Source organism: Streptomyces sp. WAC07094 (assembly GCF_036320405.1).
GTDB lineage: Bacteria > Actinomycetota > Actinomycetes > Streptomycetales > Streptomycetaceae > Streptomyces > Streptomyces lannensis.
Window position 1 is genome coordinate 7,592,755 of record NZ_JAVMJZ010000001.1, and the last position, 21,769, is coordinate 7,614,523.

Genomic DNA, 21,769 nt, shown 5'->3' on the forward strand with positions numbered 1-21,769 from the left:
CGTCATGTCTTCCACGACAGGACAGGCCGCGTCGGATGCGGCCGTGACGAAGAAGCGGCAGTCCGCGAGGACTCCCGCCTCCCGGCCGGCCCGGCGCTCGCTCGGCCGGCACAACCTGCACGGATGGCTGTTCTCCGCCCCGTTCCTGGTGCTGTTCGGCGTCTTCATGCTCTTCCCGATCGTCGCGACGCTCCTGATGAGCTTCACCGACTTCGGCGCGCGCAACGTCACGCACCCCGGTGACGCGAACTTCATCGGCGTCGACAACTACACGCAACTGTTCCAGGACGACACGTTCCTCACGGCGTTGTTCAACACGGCGTACTTCGTGGTCGTCGGCGTGCCGCTGACCATCGTGCTCGGCCTGCTGGTCGCGCTCCTGCTGAACAACGGCATCGACCGGGCCCGCACCTTCTTCCGCATCGGCTTCTACGCCCCGGTGGTCACCACCATCGTCGCCGTGGCCGTCGTCTGGAGGTTCGTGCTCGACCCGTCGGACGGACTGATCGCCGGCCTGTGCTCGGTGCTCGGCGTGCACACCCCGGACCTGCTCGGCTCGCGGACCTGGGCGATGCCGGCCCTGATCGCGATGGCCGTGTGGCGCAACATGGGAACCGTGATGGTGCTGTTCATCGCCGGTCTCCAGGCCATCCCCACCGAGGTCCGCGAGGCGGCCCGTCTCGACGGCGCGGGCGCCTTCCAGGAACTGCGCCGCATCACCGTCCCGTTGCTGCGGCCCACCCTGCTCTACGCCACCGTGATCACCACCATCGGCTATCTCAACGTGTTCGAGGAGCCGTTCGTCATGACCCAGGGCGGTCCCACCAACGCGACTCTCACGGTGTCGCTGAACATGTACCAGCAGGGCTTCAACTTCTTCCATATGGGCTATGCCAGCGCCATGGCGTACGTCCTGTTCGTCGTGATCATGGGCATCACGGTGCTCCAGCTCCGACTCATGAAGGACAACACCCGATGAGCGCGCCGACGGCACCCGCGCCGAACCACCGCCCGCGGGAAGCGGCGCTGCGCAAGCCGCTGCTCTACCTGATCGCCTGCGCGGGTCTGCTCGTGATGGCCACGCCGTTTTTGTGGATGGCGCTGTCCGCCTTCAAGACGAAGAAGGACCTCACCGCCAGCCCGCCGGTGTGGATCCCGAGCCACTGGACGCTCGGCAACTTCACCGAGCTGCTCGACCAGCTCGACATGCCGCGGTTCTTCCTGAACTCGCTGATCGTCGCCGTCCTCGTGACGGTCTGCAATCTGCTGTTCTGCTCGATGCTCGGCTACGCCCTCGCCAAGCTGCGCTTCTCCGGACGCTCCAAGATCTTCGGTGTCGTCCTGGCCGCGCTGATGGTCCCGGGCAACCTCATGGTCCTCCCGCTGTACGTGCTGATGAACCAGATCGGTCTCATCGACACCTACGCCGGTCTGGTCCTGCCTTTCGCGGCGAGCGCCTTCGGGGTCTTCCTGATGCGGCAGTTCATGCAGGGCGTCCCGGACGAGCTGCTGGAGGCGGCGCGGATGGACGGTGCGGGGGAGTGGTACATCTTCTTCCGCATCGTGCTCCCGCTGGTGAAGCCCGCCCTCGCCACGCTGACGATCTTCACGTTCCTCGGCTCCTGGAACAACTTCATCTGGCCGCTGATCGCGACCAACGACCCCGGCAAGTACACGTTGCCGGTGGCCCTCGCGACCTTCGCCAACGACCCCAACCGCACCGTCGCGGGCGGCAACGGCATGCTGATGGCCGGCTCCCTGCTGGTCGTCGTCCCCGTGCTGCTCGTCTTCGCCGTACTGCAGCGGCACTTCACCCAGGGCATCGCGACCGCCGGGCTCAAGTGACCCCGGCACGCCCGCGGCCGGGCCCAGCCCCACGAGGGGTTCGGCCCGGGTCCCGCCCGCGGCGTGCACGCCCGACGCCCCCCCCCACACGCACCAGAAAGACAGAACGGACGATGACGCACACCTCGACCAGCTTCCCCGACGGCTTCCTGTGGGGCGCCTCCACCGCGGCCCACCAGATCGAGGGGAACAACGTCAACAGCGACTGGTGGCGCAAGGAGCACGACCCTGCCGCCGGCATCGCCGAGCCGAGCCTGGACGCCTGCGACAGCTACCACCGCTGGGAGCAGGACATGGACCTGCTCGCCTCGCTCGGCTTCACCGACTACCGATTCAGCGTCGAGTGGGCCCGCATCGAGCCGGTGCGCGGCACCTTCTCCCGCGCCGAGATCGCCCACTACCGCCGCATGGTCGAGGGCGCCCTCGCCCGCGGTCTGCGCCCGATGGTCACCCTGCACCACTTCACCGTGCCGCAGTGGTTCGAGGACCTCGGCGGCTGGACCACCGACGGTGCCACGGACCTGTTCGCCCGCTACGTCGAGCAGTGCGCGCCGATCATCGGCGAGGGCGTCGCCCACGTCTGCACCATCAACGAGCCGAACATGATCGCCGTGATGGCCGGTCTCGCCAAGTCCGGTGAGAAGGGCTTCCCGCCCGCGGGCCTGCCCACGCCCGACGAGGAGACCACCCACGCGATCATCGCCGCCCACCATGCAGCCATGAAGGCCGTCCGAGCGATCAACCCGGACATCAAGGCCGGCTGGACCATCGCCAACCAGGTCTACCAGGCGCTGCCCGGCGCGGACGACGTCGCCGTCGCCTACCGCCACCCCCGCGAGGACGTCTTCATCGAGGCCGCCCGCGGCGACGACTGGATCGGCGTCCAGTCGTACACGCGCACCAAGATCGGCGCCGACGGTCCCGTCCCGGCCCCCGAGAACGCCGAGCGCACCCTGACACAGTGGGAGTACTACCCCCGCGCCGTCGGCCACGCCCTACGCCACACCGCCGAGATCATCGGGCGCGACATGCCGCTGATCGTCACCGAGAACGGCATCGCCACCGCCGACGACAACCGCCGCGCCGACTACTACGCCGGCGCCCTCGACGAGGTCGCGGCCGGTATCGAGGACGGCCTGAACATCCAGGGGTACCTCGCCTGGAGCGCCCTGGACAACTACGAGTGGGGCTCCTTCAAACCGACCTTCGGCCTGATCGCGGTCGACCCGGAGACGTTCGAGCGCACCGCGAAGCCGTCCGCCGTCTGGCTCGGCGGCCTCGGCCGCACCCGCGAACTGCCGCGCACGTCCGCCTGACGCGCCGGCCCCCGGCCCGGGAGCCGGTGGCGGCCTGACCCCCGCCGGCTCCCGGCCGACCATGCCCGTACGACCCGCACTGCCCGAAGGACCACGTTCCACCAGCACCACGACAGATGCCTTGTTCCCGTCCTACCTCGTCACAGGAGTCGGACCGCATGAACCGTCGTCGTTTCCTCACCGCCGCGGGCACCACGCTCGCCGCCACGTCCCTCACCGGCACCGCGGCCCACGCGGCCCCTCGCCCCGCCCCGCCCGTGCCGGGCGAGCGTTCGGCCGCCGAGCTGCGGGAGTGGTTCGCCGCCACCTATCGGTCTGTCATGGCCATGACCAGCGACTTCGGCTTGGCCGCCGACAAGATCGACGTCAGCGCAACCGGCACGCCCACGCCCTCCGTGCAGACCTCGCCCACCAACATTGGCTGCGGCCTGTGGTCGACGGCCGCCGCCGGCGGCCTCGGCGTCATCCCGGCCGCCACCATGCGCGAGCGCCTGGCCCGCACCGTCTCCGCCGTCGAGCGCCTGGAGCGCGCGCACGGCTGGTGGTTCAACTGGTACGACGCGCACGACGGTTCGGTGCTCACCACCTGGCCGGAATCCGGCGACCCGGTGCGCCCGTTCCTCTCCACAGTCGATAACGCCTGGCTCGTCACGGGCCTCAGGATCGCCGCCCACGCCTCACCGGAACTGCGCCCCCGTGTCGCGGCCCTGCTCGCCGACGCCGACTGGTCGTATTACTACACCCCCTACGACCCGAACGACCCGGTCGCCGGCCCGGGACAGCTGCGAGGCGGCTTTTGGCCGGACAAGCCGGGCAAGGGCGAGCCCACCGGCCACCACTACGGCGCCCTCAACACCGAACCGCGCATGGCCAGTTACCTCGGCATCGCGGACGGCTCGCTGCCGGGCGAGCACTACTGGCACCTCTTCCGCACGTTGCTGCCCGGCATGGGCCAGGAGCAGACACCCGAGGGCGCGTACCGGACGATCGACGGGGTGAACGTCTGGGAGGGCCACTACACCTACCGCGGCCGCAAACTCGTGCCCACCTGGGGCGGTTCGATGTTCGAGGCGCTGATGGTGCCGCTGTTCGTTCCGGAGCCCGAATGGTCCCCGCGCTCCTGGGGCCTGAACCACCGGCGCTACGTCCGCAGCCAGATCGAGGCCGGCCTCGTCCAGGAGAAGTACGGCTACTGGGGCTTCTCCCCGGCCGGCATCCCCGAGGGCGGGTACGACGTATTCGGAGTCGACGAGATCGGCATGCAGGAGGACGGCTACTTCCCACGTGCCGTCGTCACCCCGCACGCCTCCTTCCTCGCCCTGCCGCAGGCTCCGGTCGAGGCGCTCGCCAACCTCCGCGCCCTCGACCAGGACTTCGGCGCCTATGATGACCGCTACGGCTTCCGCGACTCGGTGAACGTGGAGACCGGCCGCGTCAGCGACTTCGTGCTCGCACTGGACCAGGGCATGATCGCGGCAGCCCTCGCTCAGCATCTGTACCCCGGTCTCCTCCAGGGCCCCTTCCGCACCGGCGGCTTCCAGACCAAGGTCCGCCCGCTGCTGGAGAAGGAACGCTTCTCGATCTGAACCTGGACCCCACGCGGGCAACCAACGGGATCGAGGCGGGCGGCCTCGCAGCCCAGTGCCTTCCCCTGATGGTGAAGACCGGCAACAGCCCGGAGGCTGCTGCTCGTACCCTAAGAGATCGTCTCAACTGGCTTGATCACTAGGCTGGCGGCCGTGAAGGCGATGGTGGAGCGGCTGGTGCCGGACGGATTGTGTGAGTTGTTCCAGCAAGTGGTCCCGGCTGCTCCGGTACGGCCCCAAGGTGGTGGTCGGCGCAGGTATGGAGACCGGCAGGTGCTGGCGGTCATCGTGTTCGTGGCCACGACAGGCTGTACGTGGCGCCAGCTGCCGTCGGGCTTCGGCCCGTCCGGACCAACCGCGCACCGGCGGTTCACCGAGTGGAGCCGGGCTCGGGTGTGGGGCAAGCTCCACCGCCTGGTCCTGGATGAACTCGGAGCCCGAGGCGCCTTGGGCTGGTCGCGGTGCGCGATCGACTCGGTGAACATGCGGGCGACGAAAGGGGGGACCTGACGGGTCCGAATCCCGTAGATCGCGGCAAGAAGGGATCAAAGATCCACTTGATCACGGAGCGGACCGGTCTGCCTCTCTCCATTGGCATCTCCGCCGCCAATACCCACGACAGCCAGGGACTCGAACCCCTTGTCCGTGGCATCCCGCCCATCCGCTCCCGCCGCGGCCCGCGTCGCCGACGGCCCGCCAAGCTCCACGGCGACAAGGGCTACGACTACGACCACCTGCGCCGGTGGCTTCGGTCCCGGAACATCACACCGCGCATTGCGCGCCGGGGCATCGAGTCCTCCCAGCGGCTGGGCCGCCACCGCTGGACCGTGGAGCGAACGGTGTCCTGGCTTGCCGGGTGTCGCCGTCTGCACCGTCGCTACGAGCGCAAGGCCGAACACTTTCTGGCCTTCGCCGGCATCGCCGCCGCCCTCATCTGTTTCCGGCGCTTCTAGGGTTGATGTGTGCCCGTAGCAGGCGCACCGCCAGGTCATGGCCGTAGCGAGTCGCCAGGTCCATAGGGCTGTCTCCGTCTGGGCCTGCCAGTTCCGGGTCGGCTCCGAATGCCAGGAGCACGGCCGTGGTGTGTACGGTCAACGGCTCGCCTGTCTGGAGAGCTCCATCTGCTTCGGCATCGATGGCGTGGGTCAGCAGCGTCATATTGCCGAAGACCTCGTTGGGATCCGCACCATCGGCCAGCAGCCTGGCCAAGGTTTCCGCGTCCTCGTGCTCAACGGCCAGGTGTGCAGGTGTCCAGTAGTCACTCACCCCGACATTGAACCGTCGCACTGACGGCATTCACCAGCAGCTATCTCCCGGTGATCACCAATCGAGACGATCTCTAAGAACACCAACAGAGATGCTCCCAGCGTCGACCTGTCCGAGATCACGCGCCCTCGTGTGCACCGGCCCGCACAGCCACGTCCTTTGCGTACAACGCTGCTACCGACGACTTCATCGCATACGGGCCCACCGAGCGCACCGCGGTGCCGGCCGAGCTCAACACGTTCCTCGCCGGCCTCGTGGTCCAACAGGACTGTGGCCCGGGGACGGCTTGGCCGTCCCGCTCACCGGACCCGCCTGAAACAGACCCGAGTCGGTTCGGCTGCCGAACTGGGGCGGTGCCTCCAGCGCAGTGTCCGCTCCAGCGACCAGGAGGGTGCGACGTAGCAGTACAGCGTGATGCGGCCGATGCCTGCTGCAGCCGCGAACTCTGACATGCCGGCACTCTCCCGCTGGGCGAGAACTACGGCGGCGGCATCGAGGACGACGGCTGTGACCTGATCGCGCAGGGTCGCATTTCTTGCCACCACCCGGACCCCCTGTCCACCGCAGGTGGTACGGTCCGGTCCTGTTCTGTAACGGTTCACCAGTATTCCGAACCATCATGTCGTTTGGTGTGAGGGTGGGGCTCGTCGGTCGAATTCAGGTCGGCCTGCACGAGGCGGAAGCCGCCCGCTTGAGCGAGGCACCATGACGGCCGCCTCCATCCGGCAGCCCCAGGAAGTGGGCGGGCCACCGAACGCGGGTGGTTCTTTTTCCCAGGAAAGGCTGAGAATTGACCACATCGCACCAGAGAGAGAGCAGCGCTCCTCTCGACAAGTCCGCCGACCGGCTGGACAAGGGGGTTCTCCTCGTAGCCGGCGTGATCGTGCTGGGCGGGATCATGTCGATCCTCGACATCACGGTGGTGTCGGTCGGGCTACGGACGTTCCAGAAGGAGTTCGACGCGACCTCGGCCCAGGTGGCCTGGACGATGACGGGCTACACGCTGGCTCTGGCCAGTGTCATCCCGCTCACCGGCTGGGCCGCAGACAGGTTCGGCACCAAACGCCTGTATCTCCTTGCGGTCACCCTGTTCGCCGCCGGCTCCGCGCTGTGCGCGGCCGCCACCTCTTTGGAGATGCTGGTCGCGTTCCGGGTCGTCCAGGGACTTGGCGGCGGCATGCTGATGCCGCTGGGCATGACGATCCTGACGCGTGCTGCCGGCCCCGAGCGGGTCGGGCGGGTCATGGCGGTGCTGGGTATCCCCATGCTGCTCGGACCGATCTTCGGCCCCATCCTCGGCGGCTGGCTGATTGATGCCGCCTCGTGGCACTGGATCTTTCTGATCAACGTGCCGATCGGCGTGATCGCGCTGGTCTACGCGGCGAAGGTCCTGCCCAAGGACCACGTAGAACCGTCGGAGACCTTCGACTGGCTGGGCATGGTGATGCTCTCGCCGGGACTGGCGACCTTCCTGTACGGCGTCTCGTCCATCCCTGAGACCGGCACGATCTGGGATGCCAAGGTGCTCATACCGGCCGTCATCGGGCTGGTGCTCATCGTCGCGTTCGTGCCGTGGGCATTGCACCGGCGCAACCTCCACCCGCTGGTGGACCTGCGCCTGTTCCTCAACCGAGACATGAGCATCGCGGTGATCGCGATGTCGCTGTTCGCCGTCGCGTTCTTCGGCGCCAGCCTGCTGTTCCCGCTCTACTTCCAACAGGTGCGCGGCGAGTCCGCGCTCGATTCCGGGCTCCTGCTCGCCCCGCAGGGCATCGGCGCGATGATTACGATGCCGATCGCCGGGATGCTCGCCGACAAGATCGGCCCCGGCAAAATCGTGCTGACGGGCATAGCAGTGATCACTGTCGGCATGGGCATGTTCACACAACTGACCGCCGACACCTCATACGCCTACATCATCGTTGCGCTCTTCGTGATGGGCCTCGGGATGGGCGCGTCGATGATGCCGATCATGGCATCGGCGCTGGCGACCCTGAGGGAACACACCGTAGCCCGGGGCTCGACGCTGATGAACATTGTCCAACAGGTGGCGGCCTCGATCGGCACCGCTCTGTTCTCGGTGCTGCTCACCAACGGCCTCAAGGACATCACCGCGACCTCTCCCGCCGAGGTGCGCGACCAGATGGGCGACGCCTTCGCCTCGGTGTTCCTGGTGGCAGCCATCCTTATCGCCGTCTGCCTCATTCCCGCCGCCCTGCTGCCGCGCAAGAAGGTCAAGGCCGCCGACCCCACGGTGATGGCGGGCCATTGAGTTTCCCCATCTGCCGGTCGGGGTCGGACACGAGGGGGTAGGGGCCTATCACTGATCTCTGCGTTCGGAGCTGGCCGTAGCAGCGGGCGTGGTGATCTCCGAGGCTGTGGGAGATCGCGAAGCCGTTGATCCCGCCGTCGAAGGTGCGGCCGCAGGGCGGTGGAACGCAGCACACCCCTGATGAGGCGATGTTTGTGGCCATCGTCTACGTGCTGCTCAGCGGCTGCGCCTGGCGCGTATTGCCGCCTTGCTTCGGCCTATCGAAGTCGACCGCCCCTCGTCGGTTCCTGATCTGATCGAGAGCCGGCGTATGGGGCGGCCTCCATGAGGAGGTGCTGCACCAACTCGCTGACGCCGACCTGATCGATGTCACCCGTGTCGTTCTCGACACCGCCCACGTCAGGGCTAAAACGGGGGCGAACTCACAGGCCCGAGCCGCGTAGACCGGGGCAAGCCGGGTTCCAAGATGCACGTCCTGTCGGACGCGAACGCACTGCCCCTTCTCGTCGACGTCTCTACCGCCAACACCAACGACAGTTAAGGACTGAAGCCCATGGTCGGGGGTCACCAAACGAGTCACGACCCTCATCAAGGCCGGTACTTCAAGCCCCAACGCCTCCACGCGGACAAAGCCTACGACCCCCGACTTGCTTAGATGGCTGCGATGGAAGCGCATCGGCGTGCGCATCGCCCGCAAAGGCATCGAGTCTGTTGAGGAATTTCTACTGCCGACGCTGTCGGCCGTACGGGGCGGTGGGGACGCCCCGTATCTGCTGCGGCTCGTCGACACGATGGCGACACAATGCCACCGGGCCCGGCTGCTGCGCTCGTGCGCTCAGCCGTTAGCCTTCTCGTAGGCCTCGCGGATGCTCGCGGAGACGCGGCCGCGGTCGTTGACCTCGAGGCCGTTCTCCTTCGCCCAGGCACGGATCTGCGCGGTGTCCTGGCCGCCATCGGCAGCTGCGGCGCGGGCCTTGCCGCGTCCGCCCGACGCACGGCCTCCGGTACGACGGCCACCCTTCACATAGGGGTCGAGAAGGCCACGGAGCTTGTCCGCGTTGGAGGTGGTGAGATCGATCTCGTACGTCTTGCCGTCCACCGCGAACGTGACGGTCTCGTCCGCCTCGCCACCGTCGAGGTCGTCGACAAGAAGGACCTGAACCTTCTGTGCCACCGGATTTCCTTTCATCGATAACTTCAGGGCCGAGGATGCACGGCATGTGCCGCCTGAATCGCGTCCCCTGTTATATGCGGTACTGCAGTACGTCGGAAAGCAAACCGCTTTTGCTGGAAAAACACAAACCCTAAGGGAGAGCCCGACAGCACGCTCCGAAGACGGAAAGATACGCATTTCGGGCATAGGGAACCCGAGCAAGGTCGTCGGGTTGCAGCATGGCTGAATAGTTGAAGGCGATCACAGATGCAGAAGCATCCGGCTGTTGCCCAAGGTGTTCGGTTTCACTCGTTCGAGACCGAGGAACTCCGCCACGCCCTCGTCATAGGAACGCATCAGCTCCGCGTACACATCGGTGCCCACGGGCGTCTCACCGATCATCAGGAAGCCGTGCTTCCCGAAGAAGTCCACTTCGAAGGTGAGACAGAAAACGCGGCGAACGCCGAGCCGGCAGGCAGTTTGCAGTCCGGGCTCCCCTCAGGCTTCTCGCCCTCGTTCCCCCAGAAGGAGGCGGGGATTTGGGGGATCCAGCCTCAGCGGCGGCCGTTTCGGTACTCGGATCCACTTATGGAAGCGGACCAGGCTGATGAGATCACGTGGTGCCGGGCTGCTGCACAGTTCCGCCAACTGTATCTGCTGGTGGTTACTTTGCAGGGTTGCGCGGAATAATGCCGGAACCTGCATACAGCCGGCGACCGAGTGAGAGGACGGTGACGGGATCTCCCGCTTTCGCGGCCGGCCAGGCGGTTGCCGCACAGTATGCCACCAGCCACTCGGTGTTCGGCCACGACCCGGAGCGCATCACGCCGCTGACCAAGTCCTACATCCTTGGCCGTGACTACGCAGCCCGAGACCCATGTCGCCGGCCTGCGCCAGCACAGCGGCTCGGCGGTGGTGGGCGTGCTGCGCAGCCAGGGCGCCTGCTCGACGCGGTCTCCTACAAGGAGACGGAGGCGTTCGAGACCGGCTCACTCATGCTGCGCCACGAGGGCATTCTCATCTTTGAGCGGCAAACCGGCCTCGCCCGCGGGGCAGTCGGTTTCCAGCGAGCCACAAACCGCGGATGTCGACTGACACGACGCCGACCCGATACGGTGCCCGGCGCCGCCCCGAGGGCTGTGCCCGGGCACGTTCCGGGCCCTATCGCCCCTTCACGAACCGTGCCCGCTCGGCCGGCGCGAGCCGCTCCGTCGCATAGCGCACGGTGATGCGCGGCAGCTCGTCGAGATGCCGGTCGAGGAAGGCCATCATCAGCGGCTCGTCCCGACGGCCGATCTCCCGCAGCATCCAGCCGAGCGCCTTGTGGATCAACGGCTCAGGATCCTGGCGCAGCGTCAGCACCAAGCGGAACGTCGGCTCGAAGCGTCCCTCGCGGATCAGTGCCAGCGTGGCGAGCACCGCGATCCGGCGGTCCCACAGCCACGAAGACGCGGCCAGTTCGTCCAGGACCCGCAGATCCCCATCCAGCAGCCATGGCCCGAGTACGACGTGCGCGGAACCGTCGACCAGGTCCCAGTTGTCCACGCAGTCGGTACGGCTCAGATAGAAGTCGACCAACGTCTTTCGGTCTGTGCCGCGCGTCGTGCGCACTTGCTCGGCCAGGATCAGCAGCCCGGCGAACCGCTCCTCGTGGACGCGGCTGCCCAGCAGGACGTCCACATCGTCGAGGGACAAGCCGTGGTAGGTACGCGCCAGCTTGCGCAGCACCGGCACGCGTACGCCGAGCAGTTCGTCGTCCTCCGCACGGCTGAGGACCCGTTCCTGTTGCGCCCGCACAGCCGGTTCCGCCAGCTCTTGCAACTCGGCCCGTAATTCCTTGAGCGAAACGATCGTCATGACGGTGGACGCTAGCGTGGAGTGCCCCCGCCCGCCGCCGAGACTCCCTCGAGGGAGCGGCTGGTCCACTTCGTCGCGGTCCACGCCCCCGTCGTTGACCGTCGCGCAGATCCTCGCCGCCCCGGCTGTTGCCCACGCGCCGGACGGCCACATCGTGTGCACGACTGTACAGACCTTTCGGTCGAGGCCGTGTCGATTCGAGCGCGTTTGCGGGTCGTCAGCCCCGCAGCGAGTCCGTCTAGCTGACCTGCTGCCCTGGATCGGTCACGGGCCGCCAGACGGGCGCTGAGGGGCCGCTTCGGAGAAGGTCGTTCAGCGGGGCGGCCAGCATGGGCACGCGGCGCAGGAAGTCGATGTGTGCGAACTTGGCGCCCGCCTGGAGGGCACTGATGCTGTTGTCGATGCCGGTGGGTCCAGTGCCGTCAAGGACAAACAGTACCCGCGGGAACACGGGATACCGACGCCGCCATTCCTCCACCGGTAGCTCGCTGCCGGGCCGGGGTCGGCCGACAACCGCGGGGACGTGCCGGTACAGCCGCTCGTAGGCGCTGATTGTTGCGGCGAGGCGCTCGGGCTCCATGGTGGCCCGGTCGACCTCCACGAACGCCCGCAGCATTGACCACCCATCCCTGTCCTTGGCCTGGCGGCGGTAGTACAGCAGGGCATCGGGTATGAGGGCCTCGCCGCTCCCGAGTGAGTGGTGAGTGGTAGACCTCGGGGATCCAGTCCAGCGGCTGGCACACATCCCCGTGGCGTCGTGCGTCCTGCACGAACGCGAGGGCGGTCTCCGTCACCACCAGGGCGTGCCCCACACGCAGCCGGGCAGCGGTTCGATCCGCCGCCAGCCTCGGCGGCCGCCAGTCCCGCAACTCCGGCCATCCCGAGGCGACCTCGGCCCCGTAGTGGGTGACGAACCACACCCGCGTCCGGCCGGCCTGCGGCAGTGTCACACGGTCGATCAAGCCCTCAGTGCGTAGCTTCACCAGCCGCCGCCTGGTCTGCTCGATCCGCACAGTGGGCGAGATCATGAGGTGCACCTGCTGTGTGGTGGCCATCCGGTGCTGCGCCAGGACCGCCAGTGCCAGCCGGTCCCCACCGCCGGCATCCCCGTTCACCATCGCTGTGTCCCTTCCCTACCGTGCGACGCCACCCCTTGGGCGCCGCGTGTATGGCCACAGCAGCAGCCGGCCCCGACCAAGACCTCGACCATCCGGGCCCGACCAGCGTCACGATGCGATAACCCCGCCCCCGACCCCGCCCCAAACGCCGTGGTAGACCCCGCCGACATCCCCGCCCACAACCAGCCGCACCCATTAGGCGCCTGACGGAGTATCCGCAGGCCACCAGGACATTCGAGCATGGTCGGCAGCCCGACATCCCCCTATGCACCTCTCGCAGCCGACCCCAGAACAGACAAAGGGAAGTGAGGCGGGCTGTGGCTGGCGGTCGGCACGGCGGGGGATCGGGGCGCCTCGGTGTCTCGTTGCGCGTCGGCGGGGCCTTCGCGCTCGTCGCCGGGCAGTGCTCGGCGACACAGGGGACGGTGAGACCGGTTGGCGGTGAACCGCCGGCAACGCGAGGTGTCAGAACTGCCCTGCAGGCACAGCTTGGGCCTCAACCGTCGGACCGAGTCGATAGTCCGTCGAATCCGAGTGGAAGTCCGCGTTGCGGGGTTTCCGGTTGAACAACAGGCGTAGGTCCACACGGGGATGAGTCCCAGCCCACGACGCGCCTTGCCTTGTCGGCACCGGGCCAGACAAGGCAGGCCACAGCCCTGCCGCGAGACGCGATCAGCCGTGGCTTGTCAAAGTAGAAAGCGTCGGAGAACCGCGGACTCTCCGGCGCAGGGGTGACCTGCACAACGGGCACCTCCCGTACGCACGGAGCCGCGCCGTACGCGAAGCGGGTGCGTCGTCTTCGCGGCTACCGGCACGCACGTACTGTACGAACGCTGTTGGCCTGCTGTATGCCTTCTCCATGTGTCATGTCGGACGGTTGTGAACGCGGCGGGTGCGAACCCGTGTGTCCATTGCCGACTCAGTCTGGGTTGCACGCCCGGCGGCCGGGCTGACAACGTTGTCTTCTGGTGAGGCCGGACCGTGCGTGCGTATCGCGACGCTGGAGAGGTTACGTGCCCATCAGATCTCATCCCCCCTTGCCCCGCGGGATCCTTCCGAGACCCGCCCGCCGGCATCGCCGGCCACTCCGCGCGGCGGTGGCCGCGCTGCTGACCGGAGCGCTCGGTGTTGCCGCGCTGGCGGGTGGTGGCGCGGCCGTGGCACTGCCCGCCGCGACCTCGTCCGCGGGGTCCGCAGAGACATCCGGCGGCACGGACTACACCAAGCTCGTCGACCCGTTCGTGTCGACCGCAGGCGACGACGGCAACGACCTGCCGGGCGCTCAGGCGCCCCACGGCCTGGCCAAGGTCAACCCGTTGACCACGCCGAACCGCAACCACACCGGGTACGACTACAACGAGGACCACATCGCCGGGTTCACCGCGACGAACCTCGACGGCGTCGGCGGCTCCGGGGGCGGTGGCGACCTGCTGGTCGTCCCGACGTCCGTGCAGTACGACAGCCGGCCCGCCGCCGGCACGTACGCCCACGCGTACAGCCACGACGACGAGAGCGCGACGCCCGGCTCCTATCAGGTGGGCCTCGGGGCGATCTCCGGAACCGCGTCGTCGGTGAAGCAGGACTCCGGCACCATCAAGGCCGAGATGACCGCGACGACGCGCACGGCGCTCGAGCGGTACAGCTTCCCCGCCGGGTCGAACCCCGAGCTCGTCCTGGACCTCGCGAACAACTTCACCAGCCGCACCCGCTCGACCATGAAGGCGACGACGCTCCCCGACGGGACCACCTCGATCGCCGGACTCATCGCGGGCTCGTTCAACGGCGCCTCGTACAAGCTGTACTACAACGCCACCACGAACGTCCCCGTCACCTCGCTGAAGAGCTGGGGCAACGACGGCAAGCTGAGCGAGGCGACCACGCAGGACGGGTCCGACACCGGCGCGGTCCTCGGGTTCGACAAGTCCGCCGGGGACGACATCGAACTGCGCATCACGCTGTCGCCGATCAGCGCCGAACAGGCCGCGACCGACCAGCGCAACGAGGTGGGCCACCTCACCTTCGACCAGGCGCGCGCGCAGTCGAAGGCGGACTGGAACAGCGCGCTCGGCGCGGTCGACGTGCACTCCTCTGCGAAGTCCGACCCCGGGTCGACGCTCACCAAGGAGTTCTACACGCACCTGTACCGCATGTACGCGCTGCCGGTGAACGCCACCAGCACCAGCGGAACGTACCGCGGCGCGGACGGAGCCGTGCACAAGGCCAACGGCTTCACGTACTACGACGGCTGGTCCACCTGGGACGACTTCCGCAAGTACTCCGTCGAGGCCTACATCGACCCGGCCACCTACCGGGACATGATGCAGTCGCTCATCGAGCTCTTCGCCGACGTGCACACCTCCGGCAAGAGCCTCGGCAGCCTCACCCACTCGGTCCCCACCGTGCGCTGGGAGCGGTCGGCCGTGCTGGTCGCCGATGCGCTGTCGAAGGGCTACAAGAACTTCGACCGGCTCGACGAGGCCTACCCGGCGCTGCTGTCGTACAGCGGCTTCTACACGGGCGCGCAGCTGCGGCAGGGATACGTCGCGGGTGATCCCGGTACGACAGTTCAGCGCGGCTACGACCAGTGGGCGCTCTCCATCATCGCCGACGCGCTCGGCAAGAGGGACGACGCGAAGAAGCTGCGCACCCAGTCGACGATGGCGATCGACAACCTCGTGAAGTCCGGCGCCTGGACCGCCGCCGACGGCACCAAGGTCGGTCTGCTCACCCCGCGTGCCGCGGGCGGCGACTGGCAGAGCGCCGACTACGAGAAGTTCGAGGCGGCCGGCCTCTACCAGGGCACGCTGTGGCAGTACCACTGGTACGACGCGTACGACATGGGCGGCCTCATCAAGGCGATGGGCGGCGAGAAGGCCGGCAAGGCCGCGATCGAGCACATGTTCGGCGAGGACTCGAGTGTCGACGACGGCTCGACCATGCTGCACTCCAACGCGAACGAGATCGACCTGCAGGCCCCCTACCTCTTCAACTACGTCGGTGAGCCGAGCCTGACGCAGAAGTGGGTGCGGTCGATCTACACCGGCACGACCTGGAACCGCTACATCGCGACGGGCTCCACGAACGAAGCCCCCAGCTCCGGCGGCCAGTTCACCCCGCCGATCAAGACCCAGGTCTACAAGCTGTCGCCGAACGGCTTCCTGCCGACCATGGACAACGACGCCGGCACCATGTCGACCATGTTCGTCGGCGCCGCCCTGGGCCTGTTCCCGGTGACCGCCGGCTCCAGTCAGTTCCAGATCGGCAGCCCGTTCTTCGACTCCACGACGATCACCTACGCCAACGGCAGCCGGTTCACGGTGAAGGCCGACGGCGTGTCGCCGAGCAACTACTACGTGCAGAGCGCGACCCTCAACGGCGAGCGGTTCGACAACACGTGGCTCGACTACTCCCAGATCATCGCCGGCGGAACCCTGGACTTCACCATGGGTTCCAAGCCTTCCCAGTGGGGCGCCCACACCAAGCCCGCGTACTCGCTGGACACGGACTCGGGCGACACGGGCGACGGCGGCACGGACAAGGGCGACACCGTCGTCTCCGCCCAACCGGGCACCGTCGACACCGCCGCGGACGGCACCGTCGACGGCAGCGTGAAGCTCACCCTGTCCGGACCGGCGTCGTTCGCCGCTCACAAGGGAACCAGCCTCACCAAGACCGGTGCGGCGAGCGTGACCGGACTGCCGAAGGGCGTCACGGCGGACCTGCGCGTCAGCGACAAGCGGACGGCGACGCTGTCGCTCACCGGCACCACTGACGTCGACGCGCGCTTCGGCATCACATTCCGCGACGCGGCCTTCGCCCATGGCGTGCGGGCCGCGACGGTGAGCGGCACCGGGATATCCCCGACCGACCCGCTGCTCATCTCCGCCGCCGCGGTGCACCGCAAGGCCCTCGGCACACTGGTCGACCAGGCCTTGCTGGTGCGCAGCGGCAACTACTCCGACGGTTCCTGGAATGTGTTCCGGTCGGCGCTCGAACGCGCTCGGACCGTCCTCGCGGACACCACCTCCGCGACGGGCACGATCATGGCCGCGGACGACGCGCTGCACTCCGCGATCGACGCGCTCACCATCGACGAGGGCGGCTACGCCGTCCTGCAGGCCGAGGCCCCCGACCAGATGGAGGGCCCCAGCCTGGTGAAGGAGGCGTACTACTCGGACGGCGACCTCGGCGGCGTCACCGAGGGAGCGTGGGAGCGGTACGCCAAGCTGGACTTCGGGGGGGTCGCCCCGCGGAGCATCTCGGTCCGCTACGCGAACTCGCAGCCGACGGACGCCAAGCCGAGCAGCGTCGACATCCACGCGGGCGCCGCGGACGGTCCTGTCGTCGCCACCGCCTCCCTCCCCGGAACGGGCGGCTGGCAGTACTACACCACGGTGCAGGCGGCCATCACCGACCCGGACGCCCTGCTGGGCGCGAAGAGCGCGACGTTCGTGTTCCACGCCCCGTCCGGACAGCAGTGGGTGTCGAACTTCGACTGGTACCAGTTCTCGCCGAACGAGGTCTCCTCGTCGCCGTCGACCACGCTCGCCACGCTGACCGCGGTGAACAGCACCACGACCGGCGACGGCTCGCTCCCGCTCAACCTCTCGAACGGCATCTTCGAGAACGTGACGAACGGCGCGTGGGCGCAGTGGAAGGACACGAACCTGCGCGACGGCGCGGACACCGTCACGGTCCGCTATGACAAGCCCCAGTCGCGCGCGGCGTCGGACTCGCACATCGAACTGCACCTCGGTTCGAAGGACGGCCCCAAGCGCGTCGACATCCCCCTCGAGTACAGCGGATCGGGCTGGGGAACCATCGCCACCACGACCGTGCAGCTGGACCCGAGCGTGTTCACCGACGTCCAGGACGTGTACGCGGCCTTCGTCTCCAGCACGCAGACCAGCGCGCAGCCCTACGTGGGCAACATCTACTCGCTGACCCTGGCTCAGGACGCCGACGCCCCTGTGGGCTTCGACGCCACCGCCTGGCACTCCAACAGCGGCGGCGGGCTCAAGAGCGAGCCGGTCGGCTGGACCGGCGCGGGTTCCGCCACCGACCTCGGCGGCACCTACAACGGAGCCTGGCTCGACTACGGCGACATCGACTTCGGCAACTCCCCGAAGAGCACCGTCACGATCACCTACGTCAACAACTCCGCCCGCTGCGGCACCGGTTCTGCCGTCCAGCTCTACCTGGACTCCTTCGACGCGGCCAACCCCGGCACGCCGTACGCGACCGTGCCGCTGCCCGTCACGGGAGCCGCGTGGTCGTCAGGAGGGACGACGAGCCTGACGCTGCCCAAGGCGATCACCGGTTCGCACACCGTCTACCTGCGGCTGACGACGACCCCGGACTCCTCGCACCCGTACGTCGCGAACCTGGGCCGGATCACCTTCAGCCACGTGGACACGCCCGCCGTCACGGACAAGTCCGCCCTGCGGAAGGCGATCGACCAGTACGAGGGACTCTCCGGCGACGCGGAGCGCTACAACGCGATCGACTTCGGTGTGTACCTGCGCGAACTCGCGGCCGCACGCGCCCTCGTCGACGCCGACGACGCGACGCAGGCCGAGGTCGACGCACAGACGCGCAGCCTCACCCTTGCCGCCAACCAGCTGATACCCCTGCCGAGGCTCAAGCTGGAGGACCTGGTCGCGACCGCGTCGGCCCTCGACGACAACCGCTACACGGACGCGTCCTGGAAGGCGTTCACCGACGCACTCGCCGCGGCGAGGACCGCGGTCGCGGACGACACGTCCACGGACGCGACCCTCACCGCACGGTACGACGCCCTTCGCCATGCACAGTCCGCACTCACCACGAAGCCCAAGACGGTGCCGGCCACGCCCGACGCGGTGTCGGCGACGTCGTCCGGCACGAGCGTGACGGTCGCCTGGTCCGCACCCGAGGACGACGGCGGCTCTCCGGTCACCGGCTACAAGGTCACCCTCGACGACGGCCACCAGGTCGAGATCGACGATCCGGACAGTCGGAGCACCACGTTCACCTGGCTGCGATCCGGCAGGTCGTACGCGGCACGCGTCCAGGCGGTGAACAAGTTCGGCGCCTCGCGCCCGAGCGCCGCCACGGCACCCGCGGTGGCCGACGGCGGCAGGCCGCAGACGCCCACCGTGACGGGTGTGATCACCGACGGCAAGCAGGTCCGGGTGACCTGGCGCGCCGCCGGCGACGGGGGATTCCCGATCATCGGCTACACCGTGGCCCTCGGTGACGGAACCACCGCGCACCTTCCCGCGACGGCGGACGCGGCGCTGCTGACGACCGCGGGCAAGGCCAAGGCGCACACGGCCACCGTCACCGCCGTCACCCTGGCCGGCACTTCGGGCGACTCCCCGGCGACCGCGCCGGCGACCGTTTCGGCGACTGCCTCGGCGGACGCCGCCGACCCGGCGTACGAGCCGTCCCCATTCCCGGACGAGACGCTCAAGGCGAACTACGCCTCGGACACCTGGCCGGGGACCGGCGACGGGACCGACTACTTCTACGGCCTGCTCAACGGTTTCCGGGACCTCGGCTCCGACATCCTCGGCGCCAACACCAAGGTGCCCTCCGGTACCCCGCTCACCGCTGAGAACGACCAGATCGCCGTGCGCATCAACAACGCGGCGACGCAGAAGGAGGTGGACCGGGCCGAGGTCGACGCGACGAACAGCTCCACCGTCACGATGGCCGACGGACTCGGATCCCGGCTCGGCAAGATCTACCTCGACGCCCTGAACGGCGGCCAACTGCCCAAGACCGGCGCCCTGTTCGGCCGCGTCACGCAGGGCCTCGACAAGGGTGGGGCGGCCAAGGACCACTTCGGCTACCTGCGTCCGTACGTGCGGCTCGGGTTCGTCGGCGACGGCGGGGACATCTACGAGTCGCAGGACGGCTCGTACGGCAGCCTCACCACCAGCGGCTCGTACCCGAGCGGTCACACCTACGGCGGCTACGAGGCGGGGACCATCCTCGCCACGCTCCTGCCGGAGCTGGCACCGTCGATCCTGGCGCGCACCTCCGAGTACGGGAACAACCGCATCGTCCTCGGGTTCCACTACCCGCTCGACGTCATGGGCGGCCGCATCACCGGCCAGGCCACCGTGGCGCACCGGTGGGCCGACCCCGACTTCGCGAAGCTGCTGATGCAGGCCCACACCGAGATGGAGAACGTACTTCTCGCCACTTGTGAAAAGGAGGGCTACGGCGACACGCTCGCGGCCTGCGCGGGCGACCCCTACGCCGGCTTGAGCACGACGCAGGACGTCGACCTGTACACGCAGCGCCTGACCTACGGCTTCTCCCAGGTGGGCAAGTCCGGGCAGACCCTCAAGACACCGTCCGACGCGGCGGCGCTCCTGATCACGGCCTTCCCGAACCTCACCGCCGAGCAGCGCACTCAGGTCCTCGAGCAGACCGCGACGGACTCGGGCTACCCGCTCGACCTCACCGCCGACGGCGAGGCGAGCTGGCAGCGGATCAACCTGGCGGCGGCGATGGCGGCGAAGGTGGTCGTGGGCGCCGACGGGTCCGTCAAGGTGACGAACCACTCGGACGCCACGAAGGCCAGCGTCGCCGACGCCAAGGCGATCACCGTCGCAGGCGTCGCGATCGACGGGTTCGATCCGGACGTGTCCACGTACGTCGTCGACTGGCCGAAGAACAAGGGGATCCCGGCCGTCACCGCCCTACCGGCCCAGTCCGGTGCACGGGTGAAGGTCACCGACGGCAGTTCGGTCCTCTCGTCGACCGAGTCCCGGTTCACCACCCGCACCATCAAGGTGACCTCGGCCAACGGTTCGGTCACCCGGACCTACACGGTCGGGTTCCAGCGTACGGATCGCGATCACCGGCCGACCGCGGCCGGAGGTCACGGCGGTGACGGAGGTTCGGGCCATTGGCCCCTGTCCGGCACGTGGAGCCAGGGTGACAACGGAGCCGGCCTCGTCGGCGGCGGACTCTGGTCGTCGTTGACGGATTGGGCGAAGCCCATGTGGATCCCTCGGACGCAGCGCACGACATGACCGACGGACCTGCCGTGCCCGGTGAGGGCACGGCAGGATCCTGCTGATCCTTCGAGAGACAGGACCGCAGACGACGGCCCCTCCAGGTGAACCTGTTGTGTTCACCTGGAGGGGCCGTCGGCATGACGGCACGGCTGCTCGGGGCGCGGTGGTGCGGTGGTTCACGGCGGGGCGTCGGGGAGCCCGGCCCCGACGCCACCGCATCCGCCGACCGTCCGACGAGGTACTCGGAACCCGCGTAATCAGTGTGACGCTTCAAGGCAAGCTCCGTATCTTGGCGCTGTGACGGACGAAGAAGGGCCCAGGCTCTACGTGAACCGCTGGGGCGATACCCCAGGTTGGGCCCCAGGTGTGAGCGGGTCCTGCAGCGTGGACACATGCTCGTGCTTCGACCGGTACAGGCCGCATCCGCAAGCCCGAGTCGGCTTCCACCCCGAACGTCAGGACACCTCCGCCCCGGGCTGGCGGCACCTGTTGGAGTTGGTCGACGAGGCCGCGGACGACGGGCGCGAAGAGTTCCGTCCCCTGCTCGAACTCAGCCCGGAGGAGCGGCGGCAAGTCATCACCCTGCCGCCGAGCATCGCCAGGCTGACCGCGGTCAAGCACCTCGTGCTCTACGGCAGCAACCTGGTCCGGATTCCGCCTGAGATCGGGGCCATGACCAGCCTCGAGGAGTTCAGCCCCTACACCTCCTACCGGCTGCACTGGTTCCCCTACGAGATCACTCGCTGCCGGAAGCTGACCCGCAGCACCGTGAGCACGCGTGCATTGTTCGGCAACTACAAGCTGCGACCTCCATTCCCGCGGCTCCAACCTTCCCTGGAATCCGTCGCGGACCTGGACCTGGCAAACCTGGATCCTCGGCGCTGGGGGGCGACCGCCGTGCACAAGTGCAGTGTCTGCGACCGTGAGATCGAACAGAACGCACTCCATCAGGTATGGATCTCACTGCGTGTGGCCACAGACGTATTGCCCCTGCTGGTCAGCGCCTGCTCACCGGTCTGTGTTGCCGCACTGCCCAGCGGCGCTCGTGACTACATTCCTTCACCGCACAAGGGTGGCAAAATCGAGCAGCCGGCATCTGACTGGGACTGACCAGCCGAGGAACCTCTCGGCGCTCCCCGGAGTAGCGAGTACGGCCGAGCGTGATCTTGCGCGGTGGGTGACCGTCGCACGCGGCTGACTGCGACATGTACCGCCGTCCCAGCCGCGGTCTGGCATGGCCCGGGGCGTCCGTGCGTGCGCGAGCCGCTCCGTGGCGGCGGGCGAAGGTCATCGACGAGACGTCTACGCGGGTGGCGGAGCACAGGATCGGCACATGTTTGC

Annotated in this window: 12 protein-coding genes and 3 pseudogenes; 9 read left to right on the forward strand and 6 right to left on the reverse strand. The window is 68.1% G+C overall.

Features of this window, described 5'->3' with window-relative positions; genetic code table 11:
* The first annotated feature begins 4 nt into the window (after positions 1-4).
* From RCR19_RS34020 to RCR19_RS34040, 5 genes are all read left to right on the forward strand, one after another.
* On the forward strand, positions 5-979 hold the full coding sequence (locus RCR19_RS34020; RefSeq protein ID WP_331268599.1) for a sugar ABC transporter permease: 975 nt from the start codon (positions 5-7) through the stop codon (positions 977-979).
* Positions 976-1,845: a carbohydrate ABC transporter permease gene (locus tag RCR19_RS34025; RefSeq protein WP_331268600.1), complete on the forward strand. Its 870-nt coding sequence runs from the start codon at positions 976-978 to the stop codon at positions 1,843-1,845. Before RCR19_RS34020 ends, RCR19_RS34025 begins: the two co-directional genes overlap by 4 nt.
* A 113-nt stretch (positions 1,846-1,958) precedes the next feature.
* The gene (locus RCR19_RS34030) at positions 1,959-3,161 is read left to right on the forward strand and encodes a family 1 glycosylhydrolase (RefSeq protein WP_331268601.1); all 1,203 of its coding nucleotides are present in this window, start codon (positions 1,959-1,961) and stop codon (positions 3,159-3,161) included.
* Between the two features lie 158 nt (positions 3,162-3,319).
* Complete coding sequence (locus tag RCR19_RS34035; RefSeq protein WP_331268602.1) at positions 3,320-4,747, forward strand: glucoamylase family protein; 1,428 nt, start codon at positions 3,320-3,322, stop codon at positions 4,745-4,747.
* 162 nt (positions 4,748-4,909) lie between these two features.
* Positions 4,910-5,700 (forward strand): IS5 family transposase gene (locus tag RCR19_RS34040; protein WP_331269632.1). Its coding sequence is split into 2 segments (ribosomal slippage): positions 4,910-5,240 and positions 5,240-5,700, totalling 792 coding nucleotides; the frame shifts between segments, so codons are not numbered across the junction.
* Here RCR19_RS34040 and RCR19_RS34045 read toward each other — a convergent pair.
* Positions 5,678-6,013: an ankyrin repeat domain-containing protein gene (locus RCR19_RS34045; RefSeq protein ID WP_331268603.1), complete on the reverse strand. Its 336-nt coding sequence runs from the start codon at positions 6,011-6,013 to the stop codon at positions 5,678-5,680. The two genes, RCR19_RS34040 and RCR19_RS34045, sit on opposite strands and share 23 nt — an antisense overlap.
* 790 nt (positions 6,014-6,803) lie before the next feature.
* Here RCR19_RS34045 and RCR19_RS34050 point away from each other — a divergent pair.
* Positions 6,804-8,285: a DHA2 family efflux MFS transporter permease subunit gene (locus RCR19_RS34050; RefSeq protein ID WP_331268604.1), complete on the forward strand. Its 1,482-nt coding sequence runs from the start codon at positions 6,804-6,806 to the stop codon at positions 8,283-8,285.
* 104 nt (positions 8,286-8,389) lie between these two features.
* Positions 8,390-9,001 (forward strand): annotated as a pseudogene (locus tag RCR19_RS34055) (IS5 family transposase); the annotation flags it as partial.
* Positions 9,002-9,120: 119 nt separating this feature from the next.
* On the opposite strand, the gene RCR19_RS34060 reads toward RCR19_RS34055, so the two are convergent.
* The 5 genes and pseudogenes from RCR19_RS34060 to RCR19_RS34080 all read right to left on the reverse strand — a co-directional run.
* Positions 9,121-9,459 carry an Lsr2 family protein gene (locus tag RCR19_RS34060; RefSeq protein ID WP_331268605.1) on the reverse strand — a complete coding sequence of 113 codons (339 nt, stop codon included), beginning with the start codon at positions 9,457-9,459 and terminating at the stop codon, positions 9,121-9,123.
* A gap of 240 nt (positions 9,460-9,699) precedes the next feature.
* Positions 9,700-9,924, reverse strand: a pseudogene (locus RCR19_RS34065) (N-acetylglutamate synthase); the annotation flags it as partial.
* 675 nt (positions 9,925-10,599) lie between these two features.
* A complete protein-coding gene (locus tag RCR19_RS34070) occupies positions 10,600-11,295 on the reverse strand; it encodes a DNA alkylation repair protein (RefSeq protein ID WP_331268606.1) in 696 nt (231 codons plus the stop codon).
* Between the two features lie 238 nt (positions 11,296-11,533).
* Positions 11,534-12,040: a replication-relaxation family protein gene (locus RCR19_RS34075; RefSeq protein WP_331268607.1), complete on the reverse strand. Its 507-nt coding sequence runs from the start codon at positions 12,038-12,040 to the stop codon at positions 11,534-11,536.
* Positions 12,041-12,044: 4 nt separating this feature from the next.
* Positions 12,045-12,413: pseudogene (locus RCR19_RS34080) on the reverse strand (replication-relaxation family protein); the annotation flags it as partial.
* Positions 12,414-13,519: 1,106 nt separating this feature from the next.
* Here RCR19_RS34080 and RCR19_RS34085 point away from each other — a divergent pair.
* Complete coding sequence (locus RCR19_RS34085; RefSeq protein ID WP_331269633.1) at positions 13,520-20,443, forward strand: glycoside hydrolase domain-containing protein; 6,924 nt, start codon at positions 13,520-13,522, stop codon at positions 20,441-20,443.
* Positions 20,444-20,725: 282 nt separating this feature from the next.
* The gene (locus tag RCR19_RS34090; RefSeq protein ID WP_331268608.1) at positions 20,726-21,538 is read left to right on the forward strand and encodes a leucine-rich repeat domain-containing protein; all 813 of its coding nucleotides are present in this window, start codon (positions 20,726-20,728) and stop codon (positions 21,536-21,538) included.
* Positions 21,539-21,769: the final 231 nt, after the last annotated feature.

Bases quoted from the DNA above. Each gene is read 5' to 3' on its own strand.
- RCR19_RS34025 (WP_331268600.1), top strand. From the start codon at position 976: ATGAGCGCGCCGACGGCACCCGCGCCGAACCACCGCCCGCGGGAAGCG.
- RCR19_RS34020 (WP_331268599.1), top strand. From the start codon at position 5: ATGTCTTCCACGACAGGACAGGCCGCGTCGGATGCGGCCGTGACGAAG.
- RCR19_RS34075 (WP_331268607.1), bottom strand. From the start codon at position 12,040: ATGTGTGCCAGCCGCTGGACTGGATCCCCGAGGTCTACCACTCACCAC.
- RCR19_RS34070 (WP_331268606.1), bottom strand. From the start codon at position 11,295: ATGACGATCGTTTCGCTCAAGGAATTACGGGCCGAGTTGCAAGAGCTG.
- RCR19_RS34035 (WP_331268602.1), top strand. From the start codon at position 3,320: ATGAACCGTCGTCGTTTCCTCACCGCCGCGGGCACCACGCTCGCCGCC.
- RCR19_RS34030 (WP_331268601.1), top strand. From the start codon at position 1,959: ATGACGCACACCTCGACCAGCTTCCCCGACGGCTTCCTGTGGGGCGCC.